The organism is Ignavibacteria bacterium, from assembly GCA_025612375.1.
GTDB lineage: Bacteria > Bacteroidota > Ignavibacteria > Ignavibacteriales > SURF-24 > JAAXKN01.
This window is the reverse complement of sequence record JAAXKN010000008.1, coordinates 106,395-124,534: the sequence shown is the minus strand read 5'-3', so window position 1 is coordinate 124,534 and position 18,140 is coordinate 106,395. Positions and strand designations below refer to the sequence as shown.

Sequence of the window (18,140 nt, the reverse complement as noted above, 5' to 3'; positions counted from 1 at the left end):
ATGTATTTTGTGTTTTATACCGGGTCTATATGCACGAAGACTTTTCTTACCTCGGGAAGGGCTTCAATTGCATACTGAACCTCTTTACCGATGTCGTGGGATTCTTTTGTGCTGACGGATCTTTTTACCTCTATATGAATTTCAATGTGAAACTTATCGCCGACGTAGTGTGACCTCAGGTCGTTCAGGCCTTCAACGCCACCGACTTTCAGTGCGCGGCTGGTAATTTCCATGATCAGGTTTTGATCGGCGGCCTTGCCCATAAGGTAGTCGATATTTTCCTTTGCAATTTCATAACCCGAGCGCAGGATAAAGAACGCGACTAATAGTCCCCCGATGCCGTCAACCCTGGGATATCCAATCTGAACAGCGATGACGCCCAGGAGTGCAAGCGAAGAAGCCATTACGTCGTTAATGGAGTCCACGGCCTGCGCGCGCACGGCAGTTGAGTTATACTTTTTCCCGACGTATACCTGGTAGCGGTTCATTATAAGTTTAACCACAATTGTAACGCCCAGGACCAGGTAGACAGGAAGTGAGATATTGATGTCCGCCGGGGTAATAATTCTTTTGACCGACTCCTGCACAATATCCAGACCCAGGACGCCCGCAAAGACTGCAACTATAAATGTTGCAATAGGCTGTGCGGCAGTATGGCCGAACTGATGCTGATCATCGGGCTTCATGGATGATATCCTGACGCTGTACTTAATTGCAAGTGAAGATATTATATCAGTAGAAGAATTCACCGCCTCGGATATAACCGTAAGTGAATTGGATATAATTCCCACCGTCAGCTTCATGAGAAAAAGTATGATATTCAGAAAAAGAGCCAGCGTTGTAGCTTTTTTAAGGGGATCGGCCATAAAATAAAACCTGTATTCTAATTTCTATTCCGGAAATTAATACCTTTAAGGCTAATATTCAAAACCCGGCATAAAGCCGGGTTTTAAGATAACAAAATACGCTCATTAATAAAATGCAGCTTAAGAAAATAAAGTTCTTTCCTGCTGTTACATTTTATTTTAAGACTTCTCTTCCCACACCTGTGCAATGGTTACGATATTCTTGACTGAGATTTCCATATCCTGAATTGCAACCCATTCGAGCTGGCTGTGGAAGCTGTGTTCGCCTGCAAATATATTCGGCGTAGGAAGCCCCATATATGAAAGGCGTGAACCATCCGTGCCGCCGCGGATCGGGGACATGATAGGTTCAATATCGAGCCTCTTAAGGGCTTCGACCGCATATTCAGCCACCTGCGGGTGCTTATCGAGAACATACTTCATATTTCTGTACTGCTCGATTACCTCAAAATCCATGCGTGAACCGGGGAACTGTGCAACAGCCTTCTGTGCCAGGTCCTTAACCGTGTCTTCATATTCTTTCAGCTTTTCGGTAACAAAGTCGCGTATGATGAATTTTACAGTAGTCAGTTCCTCGTTGCCGTTTAATGACGTAGGGTGTACGAAGCCTTCCCTTTTCTCAGTTGTTTCAGGAGAAAGAGTGTCCTTGGGCAGGCTGTTTACGAAGTAAGAGGCAACCTTCATTGAGTTGACCATTTTGCCCTTGGCGTATCCGGGGTGGATATTCTTCCCGAAGAACTTAACCACAACGGCATCGGCGCTGAAGGTTTCAATTTCAACTTCGCCTCTGGAAGAGCCGTCGACCGTATAGGCGTACTTTGCGCCGAACTTTTCGACGTTGAACTTTTCGGTGCCGCGTCCAACTTCCTCGTCGGGTGTAAAGCATATTTTAATTGTGCCGTGCTTCTCTTCAGGATGAGAAAGGAAATAATTTATAGCGTCCATGATTTCGGATACTCCGGCCTTATTGTCGGCTCCGAGGAGCGTAGTGCCGTCTGTAGTAATAATATCGTACCCGGTCATATTTTTAAGGTCGGGGTTTTTCTCGACTTCAATTACCTGCGAGTTATCTTTTGACAGCACGATATCGCCGCCCTGATAGTTCCTGTTTATTACAGGGTTTACGTTGTAGCCCGAAACGGCAGGTGAAGTATCGACGTGCGCAATAAAGCCGATTACGGGTACATCCTTACTGGTATTAGAAGGAAGCGTTGCAATTACATAGCCGTGCTCATCGACGTGAGCATCTTCAAGGCCCATATCCTTAAGCTCTTTTGCCAGGTCGCGCAGAAGTATGAGCTGTTTAGCGGTGCTTGGAAAAGTTGTGGATTCCTCGTCGGACTGCGTATCGTACTTAACGTAACGCAAAAATCTTTCCACGCAGGTAAACTTATAATTTGGATCAAACATTACAGCCTCTTAAGTTTATTAAGAAAATTCTTTTTTATTTTAGTACGGTTTATTTAGCAGCCGGCATTCCGATCTGTGCCCATTCCTCTTTTGAGGGTCCGTATACGCCGGGAACCTTAAGCCCCGCCTGGCGCATTAGGATGGTCATCTGCCCGCGGTGGTGGATCTGGTGAGCGCTGAGGGCAGAAACCGTATTGCCGCGTGCCCATTTCTCGCCGTACATATCGTCTTCTATAAGGAGGGATTCATCCGTCCAGTTTGAAGTAACCTGGTCCAGGAGAGACTTTGCGGCCTTTTCATAAACGCTGCAGATCTCCTGAGCAGTTCCGGGCATTGGAGCGTCCTCGGGAGGGCAATCGACTGTGAGCCCTGTTCTTTGCATCATTTCGCCTATGGACAGAGTAATATGCCATGCAATAAATCCGAGCGTGCGCCCTTCCGGCACTACTTCCTGGTTTAATGAAGCGTCGGTAAGATTCTTAAAAACCTTTACGGTAGATTCGAGTTCAAACTGCCAGTCCTTCTGGAAATCAGAGATCCTATAGTACATTTTATCCTCCCTCTCTATGAATATTAAATATTAAACAAAATTATAAAATAAACTAATTTTAACAAAAAGGAATTTAAAAAGGATGGGGAGATTGTGAGACGGATTCTTTTTATGAATAGCCACGATCGTCCGCGGATGATCGTGGAAAGGCGATTCTCTCTCCCCCGGGGCTTTAGCCCCAGATTCTTCACGGAGGATCGGGGGCTAAAGCCCAAAATTTTTTTGTTCCCTAGTCCACGAGCTGAAGCTCGTGGCAATTCAGTCGTGAACTATTATTCCCCGAGATATTTGTTGATGTAGCTTTTGGCGTCGAACTTTCTGCGGCAGCCGTACTGGCTCATGTAGCGGATTTTGCCGTAGACTTTCCGTTCTCCCCAGCCGCGGTCGTGCACGCCTCCGATGGACCACGCAATTCCCGTGTAGCCGTTCGGGTCGCGGCCGTCGAGCGAATATTTATCATTAAGATAAACAGCTATCTTCATTGCCTCTTCAGGACCCGTGGTCCATTCGAGGATCTTTTTTGCCCAGTACATACGGAGGTATCCGTGCATCTTGCCCGTAGTTACCATTTCTATCTGTGCGGCATTCCAGAGATTGTCGTGCGTGTGAGCTTTTTCAAATTCCTCAAGTGAATATATGCACTCCCTGGGGTCTGCCCTGTGCTCGTTCAGGGTATACTTCGCCCATTCGGGAAATCCATCAAACGAATCGTAATTTTCATTGTAGCAGCAGAAATTATCGGCAAGCTCTTTTCTTACTATCAATTCCTCTAAGAAAGCCTCCGTTATGCCGGGATTTGTAACAAAGCTTCCCATATTAAGTGCGACCCTTTGAGAGGCAATCTGCCCGAAGTGCAGGTATGGCGAAAGGTTCGACTGCACGTTTTTATTAGGGTTATTCCTCTCTTCGGTATAAAGCGCGGCCTTTGTTTCAATAAAAACGTTCAGTGTTCTTAAAGCCTCACCTTCTCCCGGCGTAAGCCAGTCAGCCTCCTTTACGCTGTAATCTATTTTCAGCGACTTTTCAATTTTACTCCAGTCAATTTCCTTCTGCATGGGGAATGTGTTCTCAGGCATTTTTACGGGGAGAGGAAAATCCTCAAGAAATTCTGCCAGATGCCGGTTGATTTTGGGGCGGAAAGTGTATGCCGCAAATTCCTGCTTAGTGGAGGCGACCCAGCAGGGGACAATATTGTGCGCATCGACTTCATAGATGTGAACGTCTGTCTTTGATGCCACTTCATTTTTCCACTTTCTTTTTATCCTCAAAGGATCAAAGTCGGTAACGACGGCTGCAGCATTCATTTTAGATATGAATTTTACCAGCACGTCCTTTGGCTCCCCCGTCAGTATGTGAAAAGGGACGTTATAAAGCCTGAGTTCATTTTCAGCCTCCTTTAATCCCTTAAGCATAAATGCATACTGCCTGTATGCCGCATCAAGGAACGCCGGCACAAGGCAGAAGACAACGGCCAAGGGGCGCTTCTGCTTTAAGGCCAGTTCCTGGGCAAAAATAAAGGCCCAGTTGTCATAAACTCTCTGGTCGCGGCTCATCCAGTATATTACCGCACCAGGCTTATTTGTACCCTCTTTTAATACTCTTACCCTTTTTAGGTTCATATTATTTACCGCTGGTTCCGGAATCAGATTTTAACAGACAGTATTTCATTATTTCCCTTTCAGATATTTATTAAACCATTGTTTCCGCATTTCGTCGACCTCTTTTTTATGAGTGCGCAGGAAGTGATCTCCGTTTTCTATCATTACGAGGCGGAAAGTTATTTTTTCTTTGAGCAGTTTTTCTGAAAGTGTGAGTGAATCCTTCGGGGAGACTCTTTCGTCTGCCGTTCCGTGAAGAAGAAGGATGGGGGTATTCTTTGAAAGCTTTTCCGGGAAATTTACAATGGAGCGTTTGAAGCAGGCCTCTTTGAAGGTTTCAGAGTCGTAGCTTCCAAGGTTTCTTTCATAAAGCGTGCGCATGAAGCGGCTTTCAGAGGCGCTGCAGTGCAAGTCGGCAATGCCGCCTGAAATAACGGCAGCTTTGAAGCTGTGGTTTCGTGTAAGAGTAAGGTATGTCATCATTCCGCCGCGGCTCCAGCCTTCAATTCCCCAGGTTTCATTGTCGGCCTGAGGGATTTGAGAAGCCAGGGGGATCAGGTTCAGTACGTCATTTACGTCGCTTCCGCCAAACTCGTCGTGCCCTTCGCCACCCACGTTTCCGCGGTACTGCGAAGCAAGGACCACATAGCCCCAGCCCGAGAGCTGCCCGAAAATGCCGCGCGCGGTAAAATCGTCTATTGCCCCCTCGTTTCCAGAGCCTCCGCGGTTCCAGATTACGCAGGGGAATTTCCCGCTTTCCTTCGGGTATGCAATAAAGCCCTTAACTTTAAGGCCGTCCGAAATGTAGGTTATCTTTTCAACCGTGGAATTCTCAACGGCAGAATCTCCCCAGCCGCTTTTTACCATCCTAAGCTGTGAAGGGTTAAGATCTATTATTTTCCTCTCAGTAACAATTTCACTCATCTTTTAGAGAACCGGAATAGTATAAAAAATGCTCATATAATGAGATACTTAATAGAACATTTCAGATCAATTCAATTTTAGGGGCCGCCGGCAAATTATTTTAAGGCAATGATACCCGTCTGGAAAAGTTCAGCATGAGAAGGGTGGCATGTAAGAACAATCACCTGCTTTTCCTCTGCAACTTTTCTTATGCAATCTACGGCAACCTTCTGACGCCCGGGATCGAGATTAACTAAAGGGTCATCCATTATAATAAATCCCCTGCGTCCGTTAAGGTAAAAGCCCGCCATGCCGAGTCTTACGGCAAGGGCCAGAATGTCCTTTGTGCCGGCTGAAAGGAGTTCGACAGGCATCACACTGCCGTTGGAATGCACCCCTTCGGGCACTATCTCTTTCATGGATGTTCCGGAATACTTATCTATTGTAAGCGTCTTAAGAAAAGCGTCGACCTCTTTTTTAAGGGGCTCGAACGTATCGCGGTCAATCTCTTCAAGTATATTCTTCAGTTCCTGCTCTATAAGGAGGTAGCCTTCCCCTTCCTTCTTTGCCCTTTCAAAAGCTTCTCTTGTTTCCGAAACTTCGCTTAAGAGCTCCTCGGCAGAAGAACCCGGGTGGTTTTTCTCGTGTTCGGCTTTTTCAACCTTAAGGTCGTTAAGCCTGTCTTTTTTCTCCTCATAAAGGGACTTCTTCTTTTCATATTCCCTTATAAACAGGGCGGTATCGGAGAACTCCCTGGGCAAAGGCTGGAGCCTTTTAATTTCTTCATCCAGCCTCATCTCTTCAATTTTCTGCTCTGTAAGGATGCGGCTTAAATCGTCTTCCGAAATATAGCTGCTCTGCCACTGCCTGATCTGTTTTGATTTTTCCTCAATGTCCTTTTCTACGCGTGCAAGCTTTTTACCGAACTCGGCGGACTCCTTCAGAATTTCAGACAGCGACCTTTGCGGCTTTGCCTCCTCCAGGCTTTCGTACTGCTTCTGCAGGTCGGGGAAGCTCTTATTGCCAATTTCATGCCTGAGGCTTTCGCGCAGCCTCATTACTTTTTCCAGCTGCTCTTTGTACACTTCGGCTTTCTGCCTGAGCTCGCTTTCATTTATGGCGGAAAACTTTCCGAGGAGCTCCATGTAGTTCCTGCGGGAGTCTTCAAGCCTTTGCAGGATTTCCTGAATGTTCTCGTTATCTGAAGAAACAGAAATGCTGAAGCCTCCGTCTTTAAGAACGACGCTTCCGCTTATGATACTTTCGTAAGACTCGTCAATCTTCAGTTCTATATCCTTAGGGGAATTAAGGCCTTCAGTTATATTTAACTTAATGTTTTTCCCGGCATGAATCTTCAGCCTCAGCTTCTGGGCTTCAAATTTTATTCTTAATGCGTCCAGGCTTCTTGAAGCTTTTTCCACATCCTTAATGTCCTGATCCGTTACCTTCTGAAGGCTTTCCAGCTTTTCTTTTTCAAGCATGCCCTCGTCCATGATCTTTTTTGCCCGCTCAAACTTATCTCTTATGGAGCGCTGCGCCTCATAGACTTCAGCCTTCTTTTCCTCTTCATCGAGGGATTTAATTTTTGCCAGTAGGTCGTTGCGGTTTTCAGTCAGGTACTGTATTTCAATATCGGCTCTTGGCCAGAGCTTCTGGACTTCCACGAGCTTCTGGAGTCTTTCCGAAATGACAGTTTTCTGCAGAGTGAGGTTCTGTCTTTTACCCGAGGCCTCATAGGCCGCCTTATAGCGCACGACAAAAGCTTCAAGACAGTTTTTCTCTTCCGAGATTTCCCTTATTTTCAGGATTATCTCATCCAGGCGCTTTTCAAAATCACGCGCCTTGTTATAAAGGTCCTCAGCCTTCCTTGAGCTGTAGTAAGCATCAAGAATTTTTCCAACGTCTTTTTTCCACTCGTTTCCGTAATCCCTCATTCCCTCGGGCCTGCCTGAAAGCCTGTCCCAGCGTGAGAAGTATTCCTTCACCTTAGAGTCTGTAAGCTCCTTTAGTTTGGGGACTGAGACGCCGTCCATCTTAAAGCGGGAGTTTCTTAAGATTTGCTGGATAGATTCCGAGGCCTCCCCTTTTGCCTCCATCTGTTTAATGGTTTCGGCTAAAGAGGCCTGGCGTATTATGAGCACATTTTCGTACGTGCCGCGGTTAAGCCCCAGTATTGAATTCATTTTTTCCGTGATCTCTTCGCCTGAGGTAAAATATCCGCCGCCCGGGAAACTGAGGCGGGAGCTTTTTGCGGCACCCCAGTACTTTTCGAGGCATAAGGTTTCGCCGTCAGAAACGATCTCCATGGCAACGTGCACCGTATCGCCGCCGCCGATAGGGATAAAGCCTCCCATAACGGATTTGAACTTTGAAGGCGTAAGATTGGTATCAACAAAGAGGACCGACTTAATGGCATTAACAAGCGTGCTTTTGCCCGATTCATTTTGCCCAAGGATGACGTTAAGCCCCTTGTCAAATTCTATAGTTCTGTTGCCGGTGCCTGCAAAGGGGTTCAGCTTAATGCGGCTTATTATCATTTCTTTGCCTCCTCTATGAGTCCGAATGCAAGCTGGAGGGCAAGTTCGTTTTGGCTGTTTTCAATTTTGCTCAGCAGGCGGTAAGGAAGAGAATCGGAAGAAAAGCTTTTTTCTATATAATCTTTATCTATGTTAAGAATGACGTCCTGCGTATCCGCCTCCAGGTAGGCAAGGCTTTCCTTTATTCCGTTAATAAAATCAGGGAGCATTTCGAGCTCTGTGTTATTTAAGCGCCCGGTCATCTTAAGCTTCATGAGTGTAGTTTCTTTTGGAAGCGTCAGAATTTCACTTTTAAGCCTTTCCAGGTCCTGGAGTGAATAAACTTTTTTTTCCCACGTCTTAAATGTATATGTGCCGGTTCTTATGGATTCATACTTTAAGGAATTGTCGTCCATCGCCTCAATTATCCATGCGTAGCCTTCGTGCATGCAGTCGAAGCCGTCGGGGCAAGGGGTTGAAGGCATAAAGAAGACAGGGTTCATGCTTCCGCCTGACTTTGGGAACTGAATGTGTGTATGCCCGAGGAGAAAGAAATTTACTCCGCTCTGCCTCATCTCATCAACGGTCATAGGGAAATAGTTCTGCCCCATATCGGGTGAAACCCCTTCAACGCTGCCGTGGGCAACAGCTATATGGAGAGCCTCTTTTTTCTTTTCAGCCTCTTTGATCCATCCGATCATGTTTTCAGAGGAGTGCTTTGTGCGGCAGGCTCCGGGATAGAAGATGGCGTCCCTTTCCCCTATTTTAATGCTAACAGGTTCCGGCCTTTCAAGAAATATCAATAGGTGTTCACTCATTTTCTCGCGGAATGCGGTCCAGATAGATTCCGGATCATCCTCAATAAAGTCGTGGTTTCCGGGGAGCACACAGACCGCAGTGCCCTGGAATTCATTTAATGCCTGGGCAGCTTTCCTCACTTCAGTTTTGGCAATGTTTGTCCTGTCGAACATATCGCCAGCAATTACGAACAGGTCGCACTTCCTCCCGTTAGCCGTTTGGACCATTCTTTTGAGTGTTTCCAGCGGCTCCTCTACGAGGCGTTCCTTTAAGTCCTGCGGGTAATCCCTGCCGGAGAACCTGAGGCCTATATGGATATCTGCAGTATGAAATATTTTTATGCTCATAAAATCCGGGGCAAAGTTCTAAAAATCTTACATTCACTTTCTTTCGCAATATTGCAACAATATATCAAAAACACGAGAAATAAAACAGAATTTGAGGGCGCAATTTAAAGAAAATAAAGCTATTCTCAAGAGTTGCTTATCAAAAAAATATTTACAAAATTAAATTTGTCGTATAAAAGATTCTGTTCCGGAATTGGTGTAGTCAGTCAGTAAATCCTTTTTCAATTATAAATACATAATTAGGGGTATTACATGTCAAAACTGATACTTTCCATATTTACTTTCTTTATCTTATCTGCCGTCTGCCTGGCGCAGACAACAAGCGAAAGTCCTTTCGGAAAAACTCCTGATGGAGTGAATGTTTCCTTATACACTTTAAGCAACAGCAAGGGTATGAAAGCCGATATCACGAATTACGGGGGCATAGTTGTAAGGCTTGTTGTGCCGGACAATAATAATAACTTTTCAGACGTTGTGCTTGGTTTTAACTCCATTGAGGGGTACACGCAGGATGAATACATAAAGAATTGCCCGTATTTCGGCGCAATCATCGGGCGCTACGGCAACCGCATTGCATACGGGACTTTTAAGATTGGGACAGAAGAATACAAGCTTGCAATTAACAACACTCCGGGCGGTATACCGTGCTCTCTTCACGGCGGAATTAAAGGCTTCGACAAGGTTGTCTGGCAGGCCGAGGCGTCCGTTCAGAACAACGTTCCGCAGTTAAAGCTTCACTATTTAAGCCGTGACGGTGAGGAGCACTACCCGGGAAACCTGGATGTTACTGTAACTTACTCTCTTACGGATGACAACGCACTTAAGGTAGAATACCTTGCAACTACAGACAAGGCAACTCCCGTAAACCTTACAAACCATTCCTATTTCAATCTGAAGGGCGAGGGCTCGGGCGACATCCTGGATCATGAGCTGATGATAAATGCAGACAAATTTACTCCTGTAAACAAGGGACTTATACCGACTGGTGAGCTTAAGGAAGTAAAAAATACTCCTTTTGACTTTACAACGGCGCACAAAGTTGGCGAAAGGATAAATGATAAGGACGAGCAATTGGAGTTTGGAAGAGGCTACGACCACAACTGGGTTCTCAGCACCACAAATGACGGCGAGTTAAAAACAGCGGCAACGGTTTACGAGTCAACAACAGGGCGTTTTATGGAAGTACTGACCACAGAGCCGGGCGTTCAGTTTTACTCGGGCAATTTCCTGGACGGCACACTTAAGGGTAAAAGCGGCAGCGCCTACGGATTCCGCAACGCGTTGTGTCTTGAGACGCAGCACTTCCCCGATTCCCCGAATCATCCTGAATTCCCAAGTACAATTCTTGAGCCCGGGAAAGAGTACAAGTCGACCACAATGTACCGTTTCAGCGTGAAATAAGCTGTTAAACAGAATGATCAGAGCATCTGGCAAAGTATGAACAGGAAAGCCCCGGATTTTTAATTCGGGGCTTTTTGTTTTACTTCATATGGCTTTATTCTCCTACTGATACCGGTTATGGATTCCTCAGAGAGGGAATTTAAAGAGTGTTGACAAAAACAACTATTTATGCTAAATTGTCAACATAAGGGAGGTTATATGTTTGAAGAATTATTTGGAAATCGTCTGAAATCGGCCAGAATAATGGCCGGGCTGTCTTTGGAGGATCTGGCAGCTTCAATAGGCAGAAAAGTAACCAAACAGGCTCTGCAGAATTACGAGAAGGGCCTGAGGAAACCGGATAGTACTACTTTAATTGCATTGTCAAGGGCGCTTAATGTTAAAACTGATTACTTTTTCAGAAGAATTGATGCTCCGGTAAATGAATTTGAGTTTAGGAAAAAGTCTAAACTGACGGTTAAAGAGGAAAAATCGATCAAGGAAATTGCCAAAGATTATCTGGAAAGATACCTGGAATTGGAATGTTTGCTGGGTATGGATAAAAAATTTGTAAACCCGTTAAAGGACATTAAAATAAAAAGTCTGGCCGATGCAGAAGCTGCTGCAGTTAAACTCCGTGAAGAATGGAAGCTGGGGTTAGATTCCATGCCAAACCTGATTGAAACGCTTGAGGATAATGAATTAAAAGTTTATGAAGCTGATGCTCCTGAGACTTTTGACGGCCTTGCAGCAAGGACGGAAGATTATTCTTTAATAGTTGTAAATAAAAATATTCAGGACCTGACGCGCAAAAGGTTTACGGCAGCACATGAGCTGGCCCATATTTTATTAAATATTGAATCCGGTGATGCAAAAGAAAAAGAACGGCTTTGCCATAGTTTTTCAGGTGCGCTGCTGCTTCCAAAGGAAGTATTATTCAGGGAATTTGGACAGAAAAGAAATTATTTCCGCCTGGACGAACTGTGTGCCATAAAGGAAGAATATGGCATCTCACTACAGGCAATAATCAGGCGGGCATATGAGCTGGAGATTATAACTGCCTCCAAATATAAGGAGGTATGTATAAAATTCTCAAAGCACGGATGGACTAAAAATGAACCCGGTAAGTATGCAGGAGAGGAAAATCCCAAAAGGTTTAAAAAACTATTGTCCAGAGCACTTGCTGAAGGCATAATCACTATAAGTAAAGCCGCCGTTTTAGCAAATGTTGGAATAGATAAATTTGATCTGGAGCATAATCCGATATTATGAGAATAATAGTTAAAGATGCCAATATAATTTTCAGCTTATTGGATTCTGAACTGATGGATTTATGCCTAAAGCTGGATTATGAATTCTGGACAAGTGATTTTGTTATTAATGAGATTGAGGATACAGGGCAAAAAAGAAAAATCGGCAAGTACGTCAAGGATAAAAGGATAAATATCTATTCATACAACGGCGAGGAAGTTGCCCAAATATTTGAACTCTCTGAGAACAGGTCACTTTCTGATGCCGATTGTTCAGTATTTTTACTGACCCAAATAAAAAATGGAATATTATTAAGCAGTGACAGGGCCTTAAGAGCGTTTGCTACGAGGAATGGGATTGAGGTAAAAGGAATGATCTGGATACTGGATGAACTGGTAAAGAATAAAATTATGGATCCGTCTGCTGCTGCTGAAAAGCTGGAGTTTATAGCTGAAAATAGTATGTGGCTGCCGGCTTCTGAAGTTGAAAGCAGGATAAATAGATGGAAGGGGATGAGCAAATAATATCGGGGAAAAGGCCAGGTAAACATTTTACTTAACAGCTTACGCGCGAAGGAATTTTGATTATTTTATTATAACCGGAAAGAGGCTGTCTTACCCCTTCCCGGTTAAACACATTTCTCTGTCTCTTAGTAGTTCAGCCAGTAGGCGAACTTGAGGAGGAATATGTTGTCGGGCTGGGCATTCAGGAGGTTTGTAAAGTCGCGCCTGAAGGACATATCGCCCGGGTTGTCTTCGTTTAATTTCGACTGCGTCCATACGAGGTATAATGACGATCCCGCCATGAATTCCCACCTTAGGACCACGTTGCCCCTTAAGGACTTAAAGTTAAAGTCGGGGTTATCGAACGTGAATGCCTCGGCATTCTTATCCGGCTTTACAGTATACTGATTATTCTCTTTATCGTAGCTTACCTGTGAGGCTTCATAGGTTCTGTAGCTTAATGATCTTGGGGCCGAGAGCTCCTTGAAATCAGTAAATTTTCCCGTTGATATCAAAGGCTGCATGAACACCTGCAGGCTGAGCGTTGGGGTAAACGTCCAGTTGAGCCTGATGTTGGCTGAAATGGTTGTCTGCTTCATCTTTCCGAACACGTATCGCGTGCCGTATGTATTTACGGCCACGGGGTCGCTGAAGTTATCTATCCACTGCAGGTTCTCACTTACCGTGCTTACAGAAGGACCTATGCTGAAGGTTGCCTGCGTGGCGGGCCTCCACTCAATATCGGCCGATACGTTGCGGTAGAGGCTTTTCATTTCATCGCCCGAATAAGAGCCGGAAACGTTAAGCACCACATTTTTCCTGCTGTCTGTCGATCCGCTCAGATCTATTTCATAGCCCGCGGGGTTACTTACAATGGGGCCTCCCCGCGTAAGAGTGTTGTGATAGCCCCGCTGGAAATAGATGGCCTGCACATTCATTCCGTAGTAATTCAGGAACTGCAGGTCTGACATTACAAAATAACCCGATACAAGGGCATCGCCGTCAAAATTATAGCTTCTGAAGTGTGCCGCATAGAGCTGTTTATTTCTAAACATAAAATTGTCGGGATCAAACCACCTGTAGCCCACAACAACGTGTGAGTTTATAACGTCAGCCCTCCACTGGTAGCCGAGGTCATTTACCTCAAAGCCCGGGGACACGGCGCCAAAGGCCGCATTTACATAGAAATTTCCTTTCTGCTTATTCAGCGTTACCCTGCCCAGAAAGCCCGCCATGGAATTTATATTGCTGTCCAGAACCGCGTACTTTGCGTCGGGCCTCTGCATATAGCGTACGGGGGATTCCTGCATGCTTATCATATAGTCTTTTGTTCCGTGCACGTATGAGCCTGCCATATAGCCTGTAAGGACGTATGTATTATTCTCATCCAGCATTGTCCAGCCGTCCAGCCCGAACACATATGAATGATCGCTTAAGCGTTCTTTGAGACCTTCATCCTTAAGGCTGCGCATGACTGAGGTAAACATAAATCCAAGGGCCTGGTTTCCTGAATTAAATTCCTTCTGAGATCTTAAAGCCGTATAGTTGGTAAGGGGTTCAACTTCCTGCTGTGTTCTTACCCCGCCTAAGTCCAGTTCGGCAAATGTCCTTTGTGTTACGGCATTTACCGCGCCTACCGACCAGCCGCTTCCGATTTTGCCCGTAAGCTTAGCCGCGCCAATAATTCTTGTCTCATTCGGAAAGTCGGAGTAGTCGTTATCATTTGCCTCGCCCTGCGGGGTGCGGCCTATCCGGCGTGAGTAGAAAAGGTTCGGGTTTCCCCAGTTGAAGCCCCAGTTATTGTTTGATCCGCCAGATCCGAAGCTGAATATGTTGGATCCCTCTATAAAGAAGGGGCGTTTTTCGTCATAAAAAGTTTCAAAGGCGCTAAGGTTAACTACCGCGGGATCCACTTCCACCTGACCGAAGTCCGGGTTAAATGTTGCATCCAGCGTAAGGTTGCTCCCCAGGCCCACCTTCATGTCGCCTCCCAAAGAAACCTTGTACTGGTTTTGTTTATAGAAGGGGTCCTGTGCATCGTGCACGAGATACTGAGCTCTTGAGACCACATAGGGGAGGATTTCGAGCCTCTGCTTTTTTTCCACTCCCGAAAGTCCTATAAGCTCAGGGAAGTGGGAAACGAAGCCGCTTTCCTTTTTAGATACCATCTGGAAGTAGTCTTCTTCGTTTTTCCGCTGTATGTTCCTGTAGAGGTTAATTCCCCAGGTCATCTGTTCAGAGTATTTATACCTCAGCTGTGAAAAAGGAATTTTCATCTCCACGTTCCAGCCCTGGTCATCTCTTCTTGCGGCATAGTACCACACGCCATCCCAGGAGTTATCCTGCCAGCTGTCGTTATAGAACACCCCGTCGACGACGGTTTCAGAAGGATTGATGAGGAAGAAATAGCCTGTTCTTTTATCCAGATAGGGGTCGAGCCCAACGCCGAACCAGTCGGAATCTATCTGGTTATCACGTCTTGCCAGGCGGCCTACAATGGAATCGGGATGTGAGTCGTAAAGTTTTGCAGCTATATAAAGATAGGATTCGTCGTAAGCTATCCAGGCATGAGTTACTTCCGAGGCCTTTTCCCCTTCTTTAGGATTTTTTTGTGTAAAATCCTGAATGGCCTGGTTCTGCCATATCTGTTCGTTCAGGTATCCGTCAATTACAATTTCTCTGGCTGCCTTAAAAGCCCTGACCTGCTTTGGTGTTCCCGGCAGGGCGCTGAGGCCGGATTGGTACAAAAAACAGAACAATAACAGAACCGTAAATTTTTTCATGCCTATTCCCTTCTTCCTTCTGAAAATTTAGACGGCGAAAAATAAGAAAGGTTCTGTTAAGTAAGTACCAATTTTCTTCCCCGGCGAAGAAAATATTATACTCTCAGCCAAACAGCGCAGTATTTTTACTTAAAGCAACTATCAAAGCAATGAGTAAAAGAATGCCCATGAAGGTGCCGGATAATAAAGTTATCTTCCTGCGGCTTTTCTTCTTCAGATTTCTTTGTTCGATGAGGGTGCTTTTAATATAGTCGCCCTTTGAAGGATTCCAGTTTGTGTAGTTGGCGTAATCTTTCATTTATTTGTCCTCAAGAGAGCTTAATTTGAAATATTCTTTAATGGGAAAGTAAATTTCTTCCAGAGGTATTCGGCGCTGAGTTTAATTGTCAGCTTATTTTCCTTTTCGATATCAGGAAGGGATTTCAGGAACAGTCTTCCTTTTTCCTCCTCCGCGGCAAGAAAATCGCAATGAGAGCCCTCCGGCACAGAGCATTCGGTCAGGAAAGTTATTCTGTTATTTCCTCCGAACCAGATCCTGCAGCTGCTTACAGCAGTACCGTTCAAATATACAGATGCCATAAAGTGGCTTTCGTCAAGGGAGCAAAAGGCGGTTTCAATTTGGGGAAATTCCAGGTGCAGTTTTCTTAATGAGTCGTTAAAATAGTCGGCAGCATATATGTATGCAGCGCGGATAAAATCGTTTTTGTTCTTCTTACTGAATATTATGCTCATGCCCGGCCTGAAGCCGGCGGAGCTTATAAGGTACTGATCTTTTATAATCATTGTTTTTTAAGCCTCTCCTGCGAGTTTCAGTTCAGGAAGTGACGAGCCTCTAATTTCCTCTACCGCGGCACAGATTGCAGAGGTTATTTCACGAAATATGTCGCCGTTGGCCTCAGGATTTCCGGGGAACAGTTCAAGCATCGTTTCACCGGTTGGTGTCCCCTGCCAGTGTCCGGGATCCAGAATAACAGGTATCACCCTGGCCTCGCCGTTTTCATGCTTTCTCATGGCTCTTTCCATTTCATAGTTGTACCTGCTGTCGGAAGCAACAAAATAAGGTCTTACCAGAAGCAGTATTATATCGGCAGTTTCAAAGTAGAGGTTAGTTGCTTCATTATTTGCGCTGCAGGCAGGGTCGCGGCTGTCGAACCACTCATCAATAATTCCCTGGCTTTTGAGTTCCGAGAGGCGGATTTCCATTTCATCTCTGAGGAGGTGGTCTTTATGCGAATAAGAAAAATACAAGCTTACCATTGAGGCACCTGTTTATTTTACAGTTTCATGTTTAATTTTTTAAGACGGGAAGCCTGATTTCCTTAGAAAAAGAAGGGGGAAACCGTCTTTTAATTACCTGTGGCAAAGATAAGCTATTACTTAAGGTCTGTCAATCAGTATAAATACTGATTTTTAAGGGGGGTGACTCAGTATTTTTACTGAGTTTAAAAGTATACACTTTTAAAAAGCGCAATAAATTTGTGTGAATTCAGCTTGTTTTCAAAGCTTTTTAAAGAACTCAGTATTTTTACTGAGTCACCCAATCCTGAAAAAAAATTTTTCACTTTTTTCAGGCCCGGCAGCAAGAAAAAGCAGTAAACCTATAAAGGATAATCAAAGAGAATCAGATTTTTCCGCCAGTCAGTAAAAAATACTGATTTAAGAAATAACGTTGGGAAAAGGGCTAAATTCGCACAAAGCAAGTAAAAGTGTATACTTTTAAACTCAGTAGAATTACTGACCCTCAGTAATTCTACCGATTGATTTTCTCACAGGAAACTGTATGTTTGCATTCTGATATTGGAATGTTTTGATGAATAAGCAGAAAATGAAAAAAGCCCTGCGCGAAATCCTTGAAGGACAGTACTTCGACTGTGCACAGTATCAGGACAAGTACTATCTGTCAAAAGAAATTCAGGAAAAAATCCCTGAACTGGACGAGGTTTCCGTATATGAGGCAATCGACTACGCCGGCCAAAATGCAGATACGTCAAAAAAAATCAACAAGTTCATTGACGCTTTCGTTGAAAAGGTGGTAAGTTAAACTCAAATGAAGTTAGCTTTTTACATTTTGCAAAGTAATATTTTTGACGAGGTAAAGGAGTATCTTAAGCTCCTGCAGGATTACCGCAACCCCGTCAACTTTTCACTGCTGATTACAGTCCTGGTGCTGGTAATACTCTATCTTACCGCCCGGTATGTAGTTATACCACAGCAGAGAAATTACTCCAATATGGAAAAAAGGCTGAAGATGCAGAATGTACGCCTTATGGCGCTTTTTGCAGACCTTGACCCCGACCCACTTTTGAGGATTGATTCCACGGGCGAAATAATTTTCACCAATCCCGCGGCAAACAGCAAAGGCTTTAATGAGTTTACCGGAAAACATATAAGCACCATACTTCCATCTTTTCATCCTGAACTGAAAAATTTTATTGAAAAAAATGAAAGCTTCCTGTTCTATGAAGAAACCATGGGAAAACACTACTCCGTCCAGATAAATGGTATTGGCTACTTAAATATCGCACAGATCTATCTGCACGACATCACACAGCTTAAGACTCAGCAGGAGGAGCTGGAAAAATCTCAGAAGGAGCTGGAGGAGTTCTCAAATCACCTGCAGAATAAAATTGAAGAAGAACGCCAAAGGATCTCACGCGAACTGCACGACGGCGTAGGACAGAACCTTATTCTCCTGAGGCTCTATCTTCAGAAAAGACTCACGGACCTTACGGGAAATGAAAATTCACCCGAATACCTGGAAATCTCACGCATATTAGGACAGATTACAAACGACCTGAAGGAAATTTCACATTCCCTGAAACCGATTATACTGGTGGAAATAGGACTTATACCGGCTTTAATAACGCTTGTGGACAACATAAAGCGGAAGAGCAATATGCAGGGAAACATAAACTTTATAGATATGGAAGAAAGGCTGGACTCGGGCCTTGAAACCACGATCTTCAGGATAGTACAGGAAGCCTTAAGTAATATTATCAAATATTCAGGCGCCCGCGAATTTAATATTCAGCTCCTTAAAAAAAACTCTTCAATCCGGCTCATTATTTCCGATGATGGTATAGGGTTTGACCTGAATAAACCCCGCAATAAAAAAGGGATGGGAATCAGGAATATGCAGGAGAGGGCAAAAAGCCACAACGGAACTTTCAGAATAACTTCTTCTCCTGAGGACGGAACAATTATATTTGCGGATTTCCCGCTGGGAGCGAATTGA

Annotated in this window: 16 protein-coding genes; 5 read left to right on the top strand and 11 right to left on the bottom strand. The window is 44.6% G+C overall.

Translation table 11 applies throughout. The annotated features are described in order from the left end of the window. Positions 1-14: 14 nt before the first annotated feature. From HF312_07980 to HF312_07950, 7 genes are all read right to left on the bottom strand, one after another. A complete protein-coding gene (locus HF312_07980; protein ID MCU7520145.1) occupies positions 15-866 on the bottom strand; it encodes a cation transporter in 852 nt (283 codons plus the stop codon). Between the two features lie 159 nt (positions 867-1,025). Continuing rightward, positions 1,026-2,276 (bottom strand): peptidase T, encoded by a 1,251-nt coding sequence (gene pepT, locus HF312_07975; protein MCU7520144.1) that lies wholly within the window; start codon positions 2,274-2,276, stop codon positions 1,026-1,028. Positions 2,277-2,325: 49 nt separating this feature from the next. Further along, on the bottom strand, positions 2,326-2,826 hold the full coding sequence (locus HF312_07970) for a hypothetical protein (protein MCU7520143.1): 501 nt from the start codon (positions 2,824-2,826) through the stop codon (positions 2,326-2,328). A gap of 272 nt (positions 2,827-3,098) precedes the next feature. After that, the gene (locus tag HF312_07965; GenBank protein MCU7520142.1) at positions 3,099-4,445 is read right to left on the bottom strand and encodes a deoxyribodipyrimidine photo-lyase; all 1,347 of its coding nucleotides are present in this window, start codon (positions 4,443-4,445) and stop codon (positions 3,099-3,101) included. 48 nt (positions 4,446-4,493) lie between these two features. Beyond that, on the bottom strand, positions 4,494-5,348 hold the full coding sequence (locus tag HF312_07960; GenBank protein MCU7520141.1) for a prolyl oligopeptidase family serine peptidase: 855 nt from the start codon (positions 5,346-5,348) through the stop codon (positions 4,494-4,496). A 95-nt stretch (positions 5,349-5,443) separates the two neighbouring features. Next, the gene (locus HF312_07955) at positions 5,444-7,864 is read right to left on the bottom strand and encodes an AAA family ATPase (GenBank protein MCU7520140.1); all 2,421 of its coding nucleotides are present in this window, start codon (positions 7,862-7,864) and stop codon (positions 5,444-5,446) included. After that, the gene (locus tag HF312_07950) at positions 7,861-8,988 is read right to left on the bottom strand and encodes a hypothetical protein (protein ID MCU7520139.1); all 1,128 of its coding nucleotides are present in this window, start codon (positions 8,986-8,988) and stop codon (positions 7,861-7,863) included. The genes HF312_07955 and HF312_07950 overlap by 4 nt, the downstream gene beginning before the upstream one ends. A 252-nt stretch (positions 8,989-9,240) precedes the next feature. On the opposite strand from HF312_07950, the gene HF312_07945 reads away from it, so the two are divergent. The 3 genes from HF312_07945 (at position 9,241) to HF312_07935 (ending at position 12,143) form a co-directional block, all read left to right on the top strand. After that, on the top strand, positions 9,241-10,389 hold the full coding sequence (locus tag HF312_07945; protein MCU7520138.1) for a galactose mutarotase: 1,149 nt from the start codon (positions 9,241-9,243) through the stop codon (positions 10,387-10,389). Positions 10,390-10,587: 198 nt separating this feature from the next. Continuing rightward, a complete protein-coding gene (locus HF312_07940; GenBank protein ID MCU7520137.1) occupies positions 10,588-11,640 on the top strand; it encodes an ImmA/IrrE family metallo-endopeptidase in 1,053 nt (350 codons plus the stop codon). Next, complete coding sequence (locus HF312_07935) at positions 11,637-12,143, top strand: PIN domain-containing protein (GenBank protein MCU7520136.1); 507 nt, start codon at positions 11,637-11,639, stop codon at positions 12,141-12,143. Before HF312_07940 ends, HF312_07935 begins: the two co-directional genes overlap by 4 nt. A gap of 125 nt (positions 12,144-12,268) precedes the next feature. Here the strand turns inward: HF312_07935 and HF312_07930 are convergent, their stop codons facing one another. The 4 genes from HF312_07930 to HF312_07915 all read right to left on the bottom strand — a co-directional run bounded on the left by HF312_07930 (position 12,269) and on the right by HF312_07915 (position 16,162). After that, positions 12,269-14,905, bottom strand: coding sequence for a carbohydrate binding family 9 domain-containing protein (locus HF312_07930; protein ID MCU7520135.1), 2,637 nt, complete (start codon positions 14,903-14,905; stop codon positions 12,269-12,271). A 103-nt stretch (positions 14,906-15,008) separates the two neighbouring features. After that, positions 15,009-15,203: a hypothetical protein gene (locus HF312_07925; protein ID MCU7520134.1), complete on the bottom strand. Its 195-nt coding sequence runs from the start codon at positions 15,201-15,203 to the stop codon at positions 15,009-15,011. A gap of 20 nt (positions 15,204-15,223) precedes the next feature. Further along, complete coding sequence (locus HF312_07920; GenBank protein MCU7520133.1) at positions 15,224-15,688, bottom strand: hypothetical protein; 465 nt, start codon at positions 15,686-15,688, stop codon at positions 15,224-15,226. A 6-nt stretch (positions 15,689-15,694) separates the two neighbouring features. After that, the gene (locus tag HF312_07915) at positions 15,695-16,162 is read right to left on the bottom strand and encodes a TIR domain-containing protein (GenBank protein ID MCU7520132.1); all 468 of its coding nucleotides are present in this window, start codon (positions 16,160-16,162) and stop codon (positions 15,695-15,697) included. Positions 16,163-16,715: 553 nt separating this feature from the next. Between HF312_07915 and HF312_07910 the strand changes: the two genes are divergently transcribed. Then, positions 16,716-16,946 carry a hypothetical protein gene (locus tag HF312_07910; protein MCU7520131.1) on the top strand — a complete coding sequence of 77 codons (231 nt, stop codon included), beginning with the start codon at positions 16,716-16,718 and terminating at the stop codon, positions 16,944-16,946. 6 nt (positions 16,947-16,952) lie between these two features. After that, complete coding sequence (locus tag HF312_07905) at positions 16,953-18,140, top strand: sensor histidine kinase (protein MCU7520130.1); 1,188 nt, start codon at positions 16,953-16,955, stop codon at positions 18,138-18,140.

What these genes read in the sequence shown, in the direction of transcription:
- HF312_07980 (MCU7520145.1), bottom strand. Translation starts at nt 866, where the DNA reads ATGGCCGATCCCCTTAAAAAAGCTACAACGCTGGCTCTTTTTCTGAAT.
- pepT (MCU7520144.1), bottom strand. Translation starts at nt 2,276, where the DNA reads ATGTTTGATCCAAATTATAAGTTTACCTGCGTGGAAAGATTTTTGCGT.
- HF312_07970 (MCU7520143.1), bottom strand. Translation starts at nt 2,826, where the DNA reads ATGTACTATAGGATCTCTGATTTCCAGAAGGACTGGCAGTTTGAACTC.
- HF312_07965 (MCU7520142.1), bottom strand. Translation starts at nt 4,445, where the DNA reads ATGAACCTAAAAAGGGTAAGAGTATTAAAAGAGGGTACAAATAAGCCT.
- HF312_07960 (MCU7520141.1), bottom strand. Translation starts at nt 5,348, where the DNA reads ATGAGTGAAATTGTTACTGAGAGGAAAATAATAGATCTTAACCCTTCA.
- HF312_07955 (MCU7520140.1), bottom strand. Translation starts at nt 7,864, where the DNA reads ATGATAATAAGCCGCATTAAGCTGAACCCCTTTGCAGGCACCGGCAAC.
- HF312_07950 (MCU7520139.1), bottom strand. Translation starts at nt 8,988, where the DNA reads ATGAGCATAAAAATATTTCATACTGCAGATATCCATATAGGCCTCAGG.
- HF312_07945 (MCU7520138.1), top strand. Translation starts at nt 9,241, where the DNA reads ATGTCAAAACTGATACTTTCCATATTTACTTTCTTTATCTTATCTGCC.
- HF312_07940 (MCU7520137.1), top strand. Translation starts at nt 10,588, where the DNA reads ATGTTTGAAGAATTATTTGGAAATCGTCTGAAATCGGCCAGAATAATG.
- HF312_07935 (MCU7520136.1), top strand. Translation starts at nt 11,637, where the DNA reads ATGAGAATAATAGTTAAAGATGCCAATATAATTTTCAGCTTATTGGAT.
- HF312_07930 (MCU7520135.1), bottom strand. Translation starts at nt 14,905, where the DNA reads ATGAAAAAATTTACGGTTCTGTTATTGTTCTGTTTTTTGTACCAATCC.
- HF312_07925 (MCU7520134.1), bottom strand. Translation starts at nt 15,203, where the DNA reads ATGAAAGATTACGCCAACTACACAAACTGGAATCCTTCAAAGGGCGAC.
- HF312_07920 (MCU7520133.1), bottom strand. Translation starts at nt 15,688, where the DNA reads ATGATTATAAAAGATCAGTACCTTATAAGCTCCGCCGGCTTCAGGCCG.
- HF312_07915 (MCU7520132.1), bottom strand. Translation starts at nt 16,162, where the DNA reads ATGGTAAGCTTGTATTTTTCTTATTCGCATAAAGACCACCTCCTCAGA.
- HF312_07910 (MCU7520131.1), top strand. Translation starts at nt 16,716, where the DNA reads ATGAATAAGCAGAAAATGAAAAAAGCCCTGCGCGAAATCCTTGAAGGA.
- HF312_07905 (MCU7520130.1), top strand. Translation starts at nt 16,953, where the DNA reads ATGAAGTTAGCTTTTTACATTTTGCAAAGTAATATTTTTGACGAGGTA.